At 42.4% G+C, this 12,915-nt stretch carries 12 protein-coding genes; 4 read left to right on the top strand and 8 right to left on the bottom strand.

Annotated features, from left to right (window positions below; genetic code table 11):
- Nucleotides 1-421: 421 nt before the first annotated feature.
- The 6 genes from ACESM0_RS08745 to ACESM0_RS08720 form a co-directional block, all read right to left on the bottom strand.
- On the bottom strand, nt 422-1,261 hold the full coding sequence (locus ACESM0_RS08745) for a 1,4-dihydroxy-2-naphthoyl-CoA synthase (protein WP_372905620.1): 840 nt from the start codon (nt 1,259-1,261) through the stop codon (nt 422-424).
- A complete protein-coding gene (locus tag ACESM0_RS08740; protein WP_372905618.1) occupies nt 1,254-2,066 on the bottom strand; it encodes an alpha/beta fold hydrolase in 813 nt (270 codons plus the stop codon). The genes ACESM0_RS08745 and ACESM0_RS08740 overlap by 8 nt, the downstream gene beginning before the upstream one ends.
- A complete protein-coding gene (gene menD, locus ACESM0_RS08735; RefSeq protein WP_372905616.1) occupies nt 2,067-3,752 on the bottom strand; it encodes a 2-succinyl-5-enolpyruvyl-6-hydroxy-3-cyclohexene-1-carboxylic-acid synthase in 1,686 nt (561 codons plus the stop codon).
- Nucleotides 3,745-5,199 carry an isochorismate synthase MenF gene (locus ACESM0_RS08730; protein WP_372905615.1) on the bottom strand — a complete coding sequence of 485 codons (1,455 nt, stop codon included), beginning with the start codon at nt 5,197-5,199 and terminating at the stop codon, nt 3,745-3,747. Before ACESM0_RS08730 ends, menD begins: the two co-directional genes overlap by 8 nt.
- A gap of 188 nt (nt 5,200-5,387) precedes the next feature.
- Nucleotides 5,388-5,663, bottom strand: a complete 276-nt coding sequence (locus tag ACESM0_RS08725; protein ID WP_372905613.1) for a DUF4290 domain-containing protein — start codon at nt 5,661-5,663, stop codon at nt 5,388-5,390.
- Between the two features lie 5 nt (nt 5,664-5,668).
- Nucleotides 5,669-6,907, bottom strand: coding sequence for a SpoIID/LytB domain-containing protein (locus ACESM0_RS08720; RefSeq protein ID WP_372905611.1), 1,239 nt, complete (start codon nt 6,905-6,907; stop codon nt 5,669-5,671).
- Between the two features lie 103 nt (nt 6,908-7,010).
- Between ACESM0_RS08720 and ACESM0_RS08715 the strand changes: the two genes are divergently transcribed.
- Both ACESM0_RS08715 and ACESM0_RS08710 read left to right on the top strand, forming a co-directional pair.
- Entirely contained in the window at nt 7,011-7,997 is a 987-nt protein-coding gene (locus tag ACESM0_RS08715; protein WP_372905609.1) for a PLP-dependent cysteine synthase family protein, read from the top strand.
- The gene (locus ACESM0_RS08710) at nt 7,964-9,202 is read left to right on the top strand and encodes a 6-bladed beta-propeller (protein WP_372905608.1); all 1,239 of its coding nucleotides are present in this window, start codon (nt 7,964-7,966) and stop codon (nt 9,200-9,202) included. Before ACESM0_RS08715 ends, ACESM0_RS08710 begins: the two co-directional genes overlap by 34 nt.
- A gap of 10 nt (nt 9,203-9,212) precedes the next feature.
- Here the strand turns inward: ACESM0_RS08710 and mtnA are convergent, their stop codons facing one another.
- Nucleotides 9,213-10,262, bottom strand: a complete 1,050-nt coding sequence (mtnA, locus tag ACESM0_RS08705; protein WP_372905606.1) for an S-methyl-5-thioribose-1-phosphate isomerase — start codon at nt 10,260-10,262, stop codon at nt 9,213-9,215.
- A gap of 286 nt (nt 10,263-10,548) precedes the next feature.
- Between mtnA and ACESM0_RS08700 the strand changes: the two genes are divergently transcribed.
- Together ACESM0_RS08700 and ACESM0_RS08695 are read left to right on the top strand one after the other, a co-directional pair.
- Nucleotides 10,549-10,758 (top strand): DUF2892 domain-containing protein, encoded by a 210-nt coding sequence (locus tag ACESM0_RS08700; protein ID WP_372905604.1) that lies wholly within the window; start codon nt 10,549-10,551, stop codon nt 10,756-10,758.
- Nucleotides 10,759-10,910: 152 nt separating this feature from the next.
- Nucleotides 10,911-11,930 carry a TIGR00341 family protein gene (locus tag ACESM0_RS08695; protein WP_372905603.1) on the top strand — a complete coding sequence of 340 codons (1,020 nt, stop codon included), beginning with the start codon at nt 10,911-10,913 and terminating at the stop codon, nt 11,928-11,930.
- Nucleotides 11,931-11,978: 48 nt separating this feature from the next.
- Here ACESM0_RS08695 and ACESM0_RS08690 read toward each other — a convergent pair.
- A partial coding sequence (locus tag ACESM0_RS08690) for a hypothetical protein (RefSeq protein WP_372905601.1) occupies nt 11,979-12,915 on the bottom strand: 937 nt, incomplete at its 5' end.

Here is a 12,915-nt window from a genome sequence, read left to right as displayed (position 1 = left end):
AACTATGAACTCCAAATGTTCAGTCGTCCGACGAGTACCATAGCTAATCTTTATTCCCTCAAACCGGGGGATGTCTCGACTACGCTCGACAAGACAGGTAAGCGTGGGGGGATATAGCGCGGCGTATGAGGTTCCGAAACTGAAAATGATTTAGTTTTTCGCCGCGATAAAACGCAGTTACAAATTACCCACACGGCGTGTGGCGGTGTGATGAATTTTGTTTTACTGGTAAGCCGGATCCGCCGCAATTATAACAACTGGATGCTGTCATGTCGAGCTGAGACCTTCTTTTGGGACGAAGCCGAGACATCTGCTTGTTAAGGCTATTGATTTAAGTATTTTCTCAATCGAACTCGACAGTCGAGTACTCATCAGCAGGGCAGAGGTTGGACGTTGTTCCACTCGACGGTCGAGGAGTTAGTTACAAACTCAACCATGGGAACTTCTTGAAGTTTGGTTTTCTCTTTTCTAAAAATGCTTTTCGTCCCTCTTCAGCTTCATCGGTCATATATGCCAGACGAGTGGCTTCGCCCGAAAATACCTGTTGTCCAACCATCCCGTCATCCACCAAATTGAAAGCGAACTTGATCATGCGAATGGCGGTTGGACTTTTTCCAAGAATCTCCTGAGCCCATTCAAAAGCGGTCTCCTCCAGCTGCTCATGAGGAACCACTTCATTTACCATTCCCATTTCATACGCTTCCTGTGCCGAATAATCTCTTCCTAAGAAGAAGATTTCGCGAGCCCGCTTTTGCCCCACTTGTCGTGCGAGAAGTGCTGAACCGAACCCGCCGTCAAAACTTGCTACATCGGCGTCTGTTTGTTTAAAGATACCGTGCTCCTTACTGGCAAGCGTGAGGTCACAAACCACGTGCAGGCTGTGTCCGCCGCCTACTGCCCACCCGGGTACTACACAGATTACAATCTTGCTCATAAATCGGATGAGCCGCTGGATATCGAGTACATTGAGGCGCTGAACGCCATCCACTCCTTCATACCCCTGTTTGCCGCGTACTTTCTGATCACCGCCGGAGCAAAATGCCCAGCCGCCATCTTTTTGTGACGGGCCCTCACCGGAGAGTAAAATCACGCCGATTGATGTGTCTTCCCGGGCATCGATCAGGGCCTCTTCTAATTCAAACAGTGTTTTCGGGCGAAAGGCATTTCTCACTTCAGGACGATTAAACGCGATACGGGCTACACCATCTCGTTTTCTATAGGTGATATCTTCGTAATTTTTTACAGTTTTCCAGTCAGACATAGTGTTCAGTAATAAAAGTTTTTAAAATTTGAATCCAAATATCAGGCTGATCGGTATGTACCCGGTGGCCGGCTTTCTCAACAATCTGAAATGTTGAATCATTGCACTGTTTCGAAATCGATCTCATCCGATCAACGTACTTCGTGTCATTTTCTCCGGCAATAAGATAGAGAGGGAACTGCACATCTTGCAACTTATCACAAACAGTCGGCATGGAACCTGCTCCAAAACCTCTTAGTGATACAGCCAAACATTCAGGATTCTGATTTTCCATAATTGTTCGATAAAATTTCTTTGCATCATCAGGTGTATGCTTGAAAAGCGGCAAATTCACCCACTCGTTGAGAAACTTATCAAAGTTGTTCAGTATCGATTCTGCACGGAGTTCATCAACGGTAATACGCTCTTTTCTCTCTTTTTCTGTGCTTAAACCGCAGTGCGTGCTTTCAAAAATGGCTCCATCAAAAAGATATGGATGCGAAGTGATCAGCTGAAAAAGCAGCCTGCCGCCCATGCTGTATCCGAATGCAAAAAGTTGATCAAAAGAGAGCCGTTCCAAAATAGATTTAAGCTGGACAACTTGTCGATTTGCGTGAAATAGCTCTTCGTTAGGTGGAGTTTCAGTTGATCCATGACCTGCAAGATCAATAGTGATTGGATTGCAAAATGACTTTATATCTTTAATCCTGGGATCAAAGACTTTTTCCGATCCCATAAAGCCATGAAATAGAATCAGGTGAGGAAGAGAAGGTTCAGACTGGTGGATTGTTAAATGATATGCAACTCCGTCAGCATAAAGTTTCATTTACATCTCCCAAAGTGTGCGTCTTAATCTCATACTTTCGTCAGGGTCAGTTACATATTCAATAATGTGACACCCACTTATACTGTTTGGCTCAATGGACTTCATTTCATCTTTTGAGCGAACCCTATCGAATGGAATACGATGAGCTTCAGCCAGCTTTTGAATATCGACGTTTTGCGGAGTTACAAAATAGTCCTGAAAGTACTCCTGATTTTCAGAAACCGGAAGCATCTTGAAGATATTTCCGCCACCATTGTTGATTACTGCGATAATGAACGGATGCTGAATCTTTTTAAGACTCAGAAGTGAATTGGAATCGTGCAGAAATGCGAGATCTCCCGTGATACAACATGTGGGCTTGTCTGTAGAGCTGGTAATTCCAATAGCTGTTGAGGTGATGCCATCAATTCCCGCTGCCCCGCGATTTACAAAGATATTGGTTTTCGACTCACCAAACATAGCCATGTCGCGCGGTATGAAAGAATTAGAGAGCATTATATTCCAATCGTTTTTCAGGTTTTTTGATAAATGATGAAAAACGTGTCCGTCCGTTAATGCTTCAGTTTTTTCTATAGATTCATTGAGCCGCTCATTGGCAGATTGATCCATTTCCATCCATCGTGCAGGCCAGTCCGGATTAGTTTTAAATTTGATGTTGTCAAGATCAAATTGATCAGAGGGTTGACACTCAATTTTGTGGGTCACGCTCATAGCATGGTCCTGAGTAACACTTCTGGATGAGAAGTGGATAACAGGTATATCTGACCATTCATCCAGCGCAACGAGCATCGATTTGGTGAAGGGTTGATCGCCAAAGCGAAGAGTTAAATCGGGTTGAAGCGATTCTCTTTTCTCTTCTGATCTCAGAAACTGTTCATATCTATGAATCTGAAATTCACTATTTGAAAATCCACTCCCGGGCTCTGCTATAACCGGTGAGTTTAACCGTTCAGCAAAGTCTTTAATTTGATTTGTGAGACGATGGTTTGAATTAGCAGGACCGGCAACAATCAGAGGTCTCTTAGACTCAGTTATCAAGTTTATGATATCTTGATGTAAACGTATTGTCCGTTGAGATACTTGATTACCGGATTTAAATTTCTCATTTGAATAAGATTCAGAGAGTTGTTTTTTCTCAAATTGAATCTCTTCTGAAGTTGGCTCAAGCGGCTTTCTAAAAGGAAAGTTTAGGTGGGCCGCCCCGCCGAGATCAATAGAGCTTTCAACAGCTTGTTTTGCAGCATATCGGAGTCTTGTCAAATCAGCACGATCAAAGCACGGTTCTCCGGCTTCGTGGAAAAAGACGGCTTGATCACCGTATAACTTGATCTGATCTACGGTTTGTGAACTTCCGATGCCTCGTAAGTTTGGAGGACGGTCGGCTGTAAGAACAAGCATTGGCACACCGGACTCCTTCGCCTCGGTGATAGCCGGCAGATAGTTGGCCGCAGCTGTGCCGGAGGTGCAGATCAAAACTGCGGGAATTCCGGTAACTTTTCCAATCCCCAGCGCTATAAATGCAGCGGATCGCTCATCAAGGACGATCTGTTTTTTAATTCCCGGATGTATCGCTGCAGCAGTTGTGAGTGGTGTAGACCGGGAACCGGGTGAGATGATGGCATGCTCAACTTTCTGTTGATAGAGAGAATTAAGAAATTCGGATGACCACCGGAGATGGCTATTCATAATGGTGGTGTGCTCCGGTTAATGAATCCATCATCGGCTTAAATTTCAGCAGAGTTTCCTTCCACTCTTTTTCCGGATCGGAATCAGATACAATTCCACAACCGGCGTATAATGTAGCTCTGTTTTTGTGGAGCAACGCGCTTCGTATAGCAACAGCAAACTCACCGCATCCGTTTAGATTGAACCAACCGATAGGAGCAGCATACCAGCCTCGGTCTAGCTGTTCAATTTCGTGAATGTGAGATACGGCATCTTCCCTTGGGAATCCGCCAACTGCCGGAGTGGGATGCAGTTCACGAATCAGGTCATGAATTTGAACCCCTTTTTTAATAGACGCCGAAATTGGGGTAAAAAGATGCTGAACATTTTTAAGTTTTTTGATCTGAGGACTGTTTGGATGATCAATTTTTTCGCTGAGAGGCTCCAGATTTTCCTGAATTGCTTTTACCACAAACTGATGTTCTTCCCGGTCTTTGCTGCTCATCAGAAGATCGTTTGCCAGAATTTCATCTTCCATGGCGCTACGTCCACGCGACGTACTGCCGGCCAATCCTTCCGTCATAAAAATCTGATTTCTAAATGAAGCAAGACGTTCGGGTGTAGCGCCGATAAAGGCTGTCTCGGAATCTTTTTGAATCATGAAATTAAAGCATTCCGGATACCTCTGACGCAACTGATGTGTAAGCAGTGTGAAAATCGGCTTGTGGCGAGACTCAACTTCTACAGATCGAGCCAGTACAATTTTTTCAAATTTCTGACTTGCAATCATTTTTCGTGCCATTTCCACCTTTTTAATCCAGCGGCCTTTATCCTCGGGTGACTGCAGCGTACAGAGAATTGAATTTTTGGAAGTCTCTTTAATACTTTGATTCTGAAGCTTTCCGGAAAGATTTAGAAAATCGGTGATGCGACTGATAATTTCCTGATAAATCTCATCGGGTGTATAACTATTTTTATCAATTGTGAGAGTAAGCAGATGCAGTTTGCCGTTGCGAATAATCATCCACTCCGGCAAAACGAACCTTGCACCTCCAAACTTTTTCCATACGTTTCCTACGTTATGGTCAGAAAAGGAGTAGCCACCCAAGAAAAGAGGGCCGGCCATGGAGTGTTTGATCGCAGTATAAGCGTCAATCTCCTGCTTCATGAATCGGGTTTGAGATGATATATCGGAAAATCGATCCCTTCCCGTTGATTTGAGTTCCCGAATAGATCCGGCTGCAGAAATAGAAATATCATTTTCCGGGTGATCCCAGTAAAATTGCTGCTCATACTCATTATTGATTTCCAGGGCAGCGAGAGGGTCAATGGCTGCAATAGGCAATGTAACAGAAAGTACAGGCTTATCGGACTTTTCTACTTCTTTTAAAAAACCTGTAAATGACGGAGAGTCAAGTGCTTCTATAAATTCTGTGGGCGTTATGTAGTCTGAATATGGTAGATTCATATAAATTCGATACTCCTAACTTTCAATACTTTCAATATAAATTGAAAGTTTATCATTCCAAAACAGAATATTTCAGGTATCCTATTGAAAGACAGTGCAGTTACAGAACTTGTAAAATCAATAATTTGACTAAAAAGAAGGCTTCAATTCAATTAATTCTATCCAGTTGAACCAAAGCACCTTGTTAATTACTCAGCGTCATCTGTCTGTCCGCTTTCAAACGGATTTTGGATCCCGTAGTCTTTGGGATTGTAGTCAGCAAGTTCAAAGTAGTAATCCCATGCCAGCCGGCTTTGGCCGTTTTTTTCGACCCAGTTTGGATGGCTCTGTTTAATCAGACCTACTACGCGTTTTGCATAACGAATTCGCTCTTGATGATCATCTATTCTGGGAATTGCTGCAATCATCAGATCCAGGTTATATCCGCAGTCGTAGTCTTTTGGTTTGTCTTGTTCGAGAAACATAGAGTTTAATTAGAGAGGGCTATTTTTTGTTCTTCAATGTTGTTCAAATCTACAATTTTTGTACCACTAAAGTAAAATGATAAAATATCTGAGTAGTTCCACCCTGCATTTGCAAATCCTTTGGCTCCCCATTGGCACATTCCAACGCCGTGACCCAGGCCTTTGCCCGAAAAGTGAATATCGTTGCCGGTTTTATTCATACTGAAGAGGGTACTTTTTAAAGTCATTTCTTCAAAGTTCCGGTTTATGATGAGCCTAAACTCATTTCCACCGAATATAAGTTCTTTGTTGAATCTGTCGTAAAAAGAGATGGTGCTAACGCGGCCTGATGGATGTATTTGAATCTCAAAATCTACCGGTGTGAATGCGTAACGGGTTTTGATAAAATCAAAAATATCTTTCTTCGAAAACACAGTTTCCCACTCATAATGTGGTGAGATTCGGCACATCTGCCTGTCATCAACCGGGTTTAAATAAGGTAAATTTGATCCATCCCAAATTTCAGTATTGTTTCCAGTAGTGCCTCCGCATGTGCTGGAGTAGGTGGTCAGAATCAATTTGTTGCTCCATGTCAGTATTTCGCCTGCCGTAGCTTTAGCCGCTTCAGCGTAATCGGGGCGGCTGATCAATTCACCTTTGTAAACCTGGTTCTGTTCGTGATCTTTCAGATGAAAACCGGGCCAAGCACTTTTGTGAATACTCCAAAGCGTGTAGGTTCGAGACACGACGGCCTGACTCTTAAGCGCATCCATCTCTCTGAAGTTCATTTCACTGCCAATCACAGATGTAACATAGTCTTCCAGACTGACAGCATTTATAATCTTTGAAACCGCTTGATTTCTGAACTCTACTTCTAAATTTCCCCGGTAGTGCCGGTTGGAAGTTTCTTGAGAGAAAAGCTGAATGAGTCCTTCCTCGTTTATTACACTAAGTTTTTCCGATTCTACTGAAAGACCTCTCATTTTTAATCTTACCTTGTCAGGACCGAAAAACAGAAATGCAAAGCCATCTCCGGGTTTGAGCGTAATTTCACGCTCATTCATTTGAAAGATTAGTGGAGCATCTTTTGCATTTATTCTGATCACATTCGGATTTTCCTTTTCTAAAATTAATACTCGAACAGTATCTGTTTCTGCGAGGTCGAGATAATTTTCTGAGTGATTTAGTTTGCTCTCACTAAATGTGTAAAAAAAGGGATGTCCAATCAGAAGCAGTAAAAACAGGGTAAAAAAGTGCTGAGTCATGAGTGTTAATGGCTTCGGTCAAGTAGATGATTGATTACAATTTCGGCTTCAAAAATTACTATATTTTGCGCAAAAGTTTATCCGTTCAAAGAGATTATAAAAAATGATTCACAATTCAATTATAGATGCTATTGGAAATACCCCGCTTGTTCGATTGAACAGCGTTACAGATGGGTTAAAATTAACTGTTGCTGCTAAAGTGGAGTATCTCAATCCGGGTCAGAGTGTAAAAGATCGTATTGCCCTTAAAATGATTAATGATGCCGAAGAGCAGGGATTGATCAAACCGGGAGGAACCATCATTGAAGGTACGTCCGGAAATACTGGAATGGGTTTGGCTCTGGTTGCAGCTGTTCGTGGCTATAAGTGCATTTTTACAACTACAGACAAGCAGAGTCAGGAAAAAGTTGACTTGCTTCGGGCATTGGGTGCGAGGGTTGAAGTGTGCCCGACCAATGTTGAACCGGATGATCCGAGAAGTTACTACTCCGTGGCGAAGCGATTTAGCGAAGAGATTCCCAATTCGTACTACCCGAATCAGTATGACAACTTGAGTAATACTCAGGCTCATTATGAAACAACCGGGCCGGAAGTCTGGGAACAGACAGAAGGAAAAGTGACGCACTATGTAGCGGGTATGGGAACCGGAGGAACGGTAACCGGAGCTTCGAAATACCTGAAAGAGCAGAATTCCGATGTAAAAGTTGTTGGAGTGGACAGTGTAGGATCGGTGTACAAAAAATACTTTGAAACCGGCGAGTTCGACAAGAATGAAGTTAAACCATATCTGACGGAAGGTATTGGAGAGGACATCATTCCCAAAAATGTGAATATAGACCTTCTGGATGCCGTAGTACAAGTGGGTGATAAAGATGCTTTTCAAATGACCCGGCGACTTGCTAAAGAGGAGGGTTTGTTTATTGGAGGTTCATGCGGTGCAGCTGTTTATGGGGCATTGCAGTATGCCCGGAAAAATAACCTGGGAGAAAATGATTTGATGGTGGTGATTCTGCCAGACAGCGGTACGCGATATACATCTAAAATCTATAATGACGAGTGGATGAAGGAGCACGGCTTTTTAGAGGATTAACGATTACGAACGGTGCACTCCACAATTCTGATTTGGAAAAAATGAAATCTGTATGGATCAGTATAATTATCGCAGCAGCATTTATTTATTCGGGGTGCACATTCGAAAATGAGTACAAATCAGATATTCCGATTATCTCCTTAGAGAGGTCTGATTCTGGAAGTAAAAACAGAGAAGTGGTCAGTATTGCACCTGCTGCTGAATTTCACGATAGCTTATTTATTGAGGCAATCCCTTCTATTGATGTTGACCGGCATGGAAACCTTTATCTGGCTGCTGAGAGACATCGAACCAGAACTGTTTATCAGTTCTCATCCAATGGAGTTCTACAAGATACAATTGGAGCTTTTGGAGATGAGCCAGGAGAATTTGAGAGTATCCGGGATATTCAAATCAGCGGTGACACCCTGTATGTATTTGATGCAACGCTAAATCGAGTTAATCAATTTGATATTTCGGAAAATCGACTGGTTGATGTTATAGAGTATGAAAGAATGACTGCTCGGATAGGTGGCGAAAACGTTGAGTTTAATCCGGTGCCTGTTTGGCGTTGGAGCAGTGGAGATTATCTCATTGAATTGCAGGATAGCAGAAACCCCGCGCTAAATACTGACAGGCTTCAAATCTACCGTTTGGGAAACAGTGAGGGAATTGTCCTAAAAGGTGAACTCTTTGAGTTGCAGACTGATAATTTTTTGATTGGTGATCATGCCGGTCGCCCATCTGCGTTTCAGCTACCTTATCCGGAGAGATCACTTAGAACAAAGTTGAAGAACGGTGTTTTTTATACAGCATGGACCGAAGAATTTAAGATAGAGGAGCGCGATTCCACAGGTTCAATTCAGAGAGTTTTCACATTCCCTTACAAGAGAGTTCCACTTGATGCTGATAAAATGGTTCGTGAGCGTTACAGCCATAATCGCCAGCTTCAGTTAACCCGCGAAAGTGCAGACTATCCTCAAGAGTGGCCGGCTATCTATTCAATGTTTGCAGACGACCAGGGTAAACTTTGGGTAGCACTGATTCCGGAGAATGAATCTATATTTGAATGGTGGATTATTGATCCGGCAAATGAACAGGAGGCGCTTCAGAAGACTTTTAACTGGTCACGATCCAGTCTTTTTCAACAGGCATCCAATGGGAAGGTATATGCAGTTGAGTCGGATGCCTCTGGTTTCAAAAAAGTTGTCAGCTACTCATATTAGTAATTCCGGGTTAACCAAACAGTTTTTCAAAGTTGGTTTTATAGTTCGGTTTGATCACACCTTTTTCTGTGATGATGGCAGTGATCAGATGATTTGGAGTCACATCAAATGCCGGATTGTAAACATCTACTTTATCAGGTGCTGTCTGTTTATTTCCAAAACCAGTCACCTCATCAGCGTCCCGCTGTTCGATTTCAATTTCGCTGCCTGTTTCTAAATCCATGTCGATGGTAGAGTAGGGAGCCGCTACATAGAATGGAATATTGTGGGCATCGGCCAGAACAGCCAGTGAGTAGGTTCCGATTTTATTGGCTGTATCTCCGTTTTTTGTGATTCGATCGGCTCCCAGAATTACCAGGTCTACTTTTCCCTGCTGCATTAGAAAAGCCGCTGCCGAATCAACATTCAATTTAAATGGAATCTCTGCTTTTTGGAGCTCCCACGCGGTTAAACGAGAGCCCTGAAGCAGAGGCCGGGTCTCATCAACCCAAACCTGATTTAGTTTTTCGGCGTGATGAGCGTGTAAAATCACTGAAAAGGCGGTTCCAAACTCACCCGTTGCCAAACCGCCGGTATTACAGTGGGTTAATATCTTTGCATCATCGGGAATCAGATCCAGGCCGTTCTCTCCAATCGATCTGCAAAGTCTTCGGTCCTCATTGTGAATAGTGATTGCAGTTTCTAAAATGATCTCTTTAATCTCATCAATCGGTTTCTCTTTTGCAGCATAAATGGTAGCCATCAGTCGTTTTAGAGCCCACGACAAATTTACCGCTGTTGGCCGTGCCGAATTCAGGTATTCAGCTATCCGATCGGCTTCGCTATAAAAAGAATCGAAGGTAGTCTCCTTCAAACCTTTTACGCCGAGGTAGAGACCATAAGCGCCCGTTATTCCGATTGCCGGCGCACCGCGTACTTTCATTTTTTTGATGGCATCCCAAACCTGTCCGGCTGAATTGAGATCGATGAAAACTTCCCGCTCAGGTAAATAAGTTTGATCGATGATGGTTACTCGATCATCATTCCAGGTAATCGATTGAAAAGGTGGTTTAAAATCCATAACACAGGACTAATTCATTTAATATTTTATATTAAATATAGTAAAAAGCTAATAGCATACCGGTACATCTTGTTGGGTTAATGTAACAATCAATTGGGTGTAGGGATTTCCCCGATATGTCGCTAATGGCAGGTATCATATAGCGATCAGGTTCGGCATGAAGTAAAGTCAACAGAAGGATTCTTATCATATATGCAGTGACAAGAAGAAATGAAGATGATGAAGCCAAAAATCGAAAGATTTGAAATTTCGTCAATCTGTTAATAATTAAATTTGAGAGGTTGACATGATGATTTTAAAGAAAAATGTAGGCAATACCGACTCGACTATTCGAGTTTTAGTAGGTGCCCTGATTGTAGTGCTTGGACTCTATTTTGGAAATTTTTGGGGGTTTTTGGGATTTATCCTTGTTTTCTCGGGTGCGGTATCATTTTGCCCGATCTATCGGTTTTTGAAGATGGAAACTACCAAGCCAAACATTGAGAGAGCAAATTGAGTTTTGTTTGATTGACAAATGCTTACACAGTGATGCAGGCGTATCGCGTCTGCTATCATATCTGTCGAGATAGGTTAGGAGCCGGCTTTTTGATAAAAAGCCGGCTCTTCTTTTTTTGTTGATTAAATACGTTTTTAAATTCATATTTCTATATGGCACTTCGACTCATACAAATTATTACCCCGGAAGATTGTGAACTCGACGAAGATATTATCGATGAAGATGATGTGATTGAGCAGTGGATTGACGATTCTTTGTCCGGCCGAACCACCATACATATTCTGGCCGATGTTGAACTTACAGAAAAAATCCTGGAAGACATTGATGATAAGCTAGGTCACAGAGATGATTATCGGGTGATTCTCTTACCTGTGTCGGCAACTATCCCGCGCCAGGAGCCAAAAGAAGAAGAGGATGAGGATGAGGACGAAAAACCTAACAGCAAGCAGGAAACAGAGGATAAACGAGTCAAACGAATTTCCAGAGATGAGCTTTACGAGGAGATTAAAGCCGTTGTGGACAGTTCATGGGTTTATTTAGTTTTGATTGCACTTTCATGCGTGGTAGCTGCGAATGGCCTGATTCGTGATAGCGGCGCGATGGTGATCGGGGCAATGGTTATTGCTCCGATTTTAGGTCCAAACGTGGGATTGTCGTTAGCCACAACTTTGGGCGATAAAGTGCTGATGGTTCAGTCATTAAAGTCTATAATTTATGGATTCTCACTTGGAATGATATTGTCCATTATGATGGGTTTCATGATTCAAGTAGATCCTGAGGTGTATGAAATTTCATCCCGAACGATCGTGAGTTTTGCTGATATCGCTTTGGGACTGGCTGCTGGCGTTGCAGGATGCCTCTCATTTACCCGGGGAATATCAGCAGCTGTAATTGGTGTGATGGTGGCCGTTGCACTTCTCCCCCCAATGGTTGCAACCGGTCTTCTGATTGGAAGCGGAATGTTTGACCTTGCATTTGGGGCAGGCATATTAACAATCACGTACATAATATGTGTGAACTTAGCCGGAGTGGTAACCTTTTTACTGCAAGGCATTCAGCCTAAAAGTTTCAGAGAGAGACGTGAAGGGGAGGAGCTCAGTCGCTATGCAATTATTATTTGGGCGTCACTACTTATAGGACTTGCAGTTATTATATATACACAGTTCATGTGATTTGAAAGGGGAAATCAACTTACGCTAAAGTAATGTGCCGTCGATAGATCAGTCTAAATACAGATTCACATCCAGATTTAGCTTCTCGGCATAATTTATCAATAAATTTCGCTTATAAATTTCCAAAGAGCCATTAGAACCGGTTACCAAACCTGCAATGATCCGGTTACTGAATAAAAAAGTACTCACTTCGTCACCGTAATCTTCGGTTATTTTATCTTTAATAGGCGAAAAGAATTCTGATTTAGCTTGCTGAATAAGCTGTTTTTTCTGATTAATCTCTTTCATCTCTTCAGCTGTTGGAGATTTTTTAGCAGATTTGGAACGTGAAAGCCCCATTGTTTCGGCTTCCTGAATTGACTTCTGAACGAGTTTCTCTAATTTTTTTTGAATGCCTCTGTTCTTCAGCCTGTTAAAAACACCTCTCTCTGAGGTCCAGGTTTTCAATCTTTCAGGGTTTTCGACAATTTGGTAAATGAGATCCTTGCTAAAAATTTGGTAAGACGGCCGATCCGATTGACTTGCGATTTTTTCCCGGAACTCCATCAGCCGTAAAAAAATATTCCATTCAACCTCATTCAAATCCCGCTTATCTTTTTCTTTAATGAAGTTATTAATGTCAGAGTCATCGTACTGAGCCTGATCCCAGCTTCGGTTCTCTTCATCAATCCATTGAAGAATCTCCTTCTTTTTGGCTTCGGATTTAAATTTCTCTTTCAGATCAAACAGATATAGAACATCTTTTGCCGCATATTTTATCTGATGTTCTTTTAAAGGCCTTTTGAACCAGTTACTGTTTTGAGACGATTTTCCCATATCCACATCAAGAGTATCCATGACTATGTTGGTGAGTGATGCAGGTGGATAATTAAGCAGCTGTGAGGCAATTCGAAGGTCGAAAATATTCTTAGGCCGGCAACCGATATGATGAAGCAAACGGTGATCTTCCTGAAATGCGAAAGCAACTTTTTCAATTTCCGGATTC

It is taken from the genome of Rhodohalobacter sp., assembly GCF_041686455.1.
Lineage (GTDB): Bacteria > Bacteroidota > Rhodothermia > Balneolales > Balneolaceae > Rhodohalobacter.
This window is presented reverse-complemented; position numbering and strand designations above follow the sequence as displayed.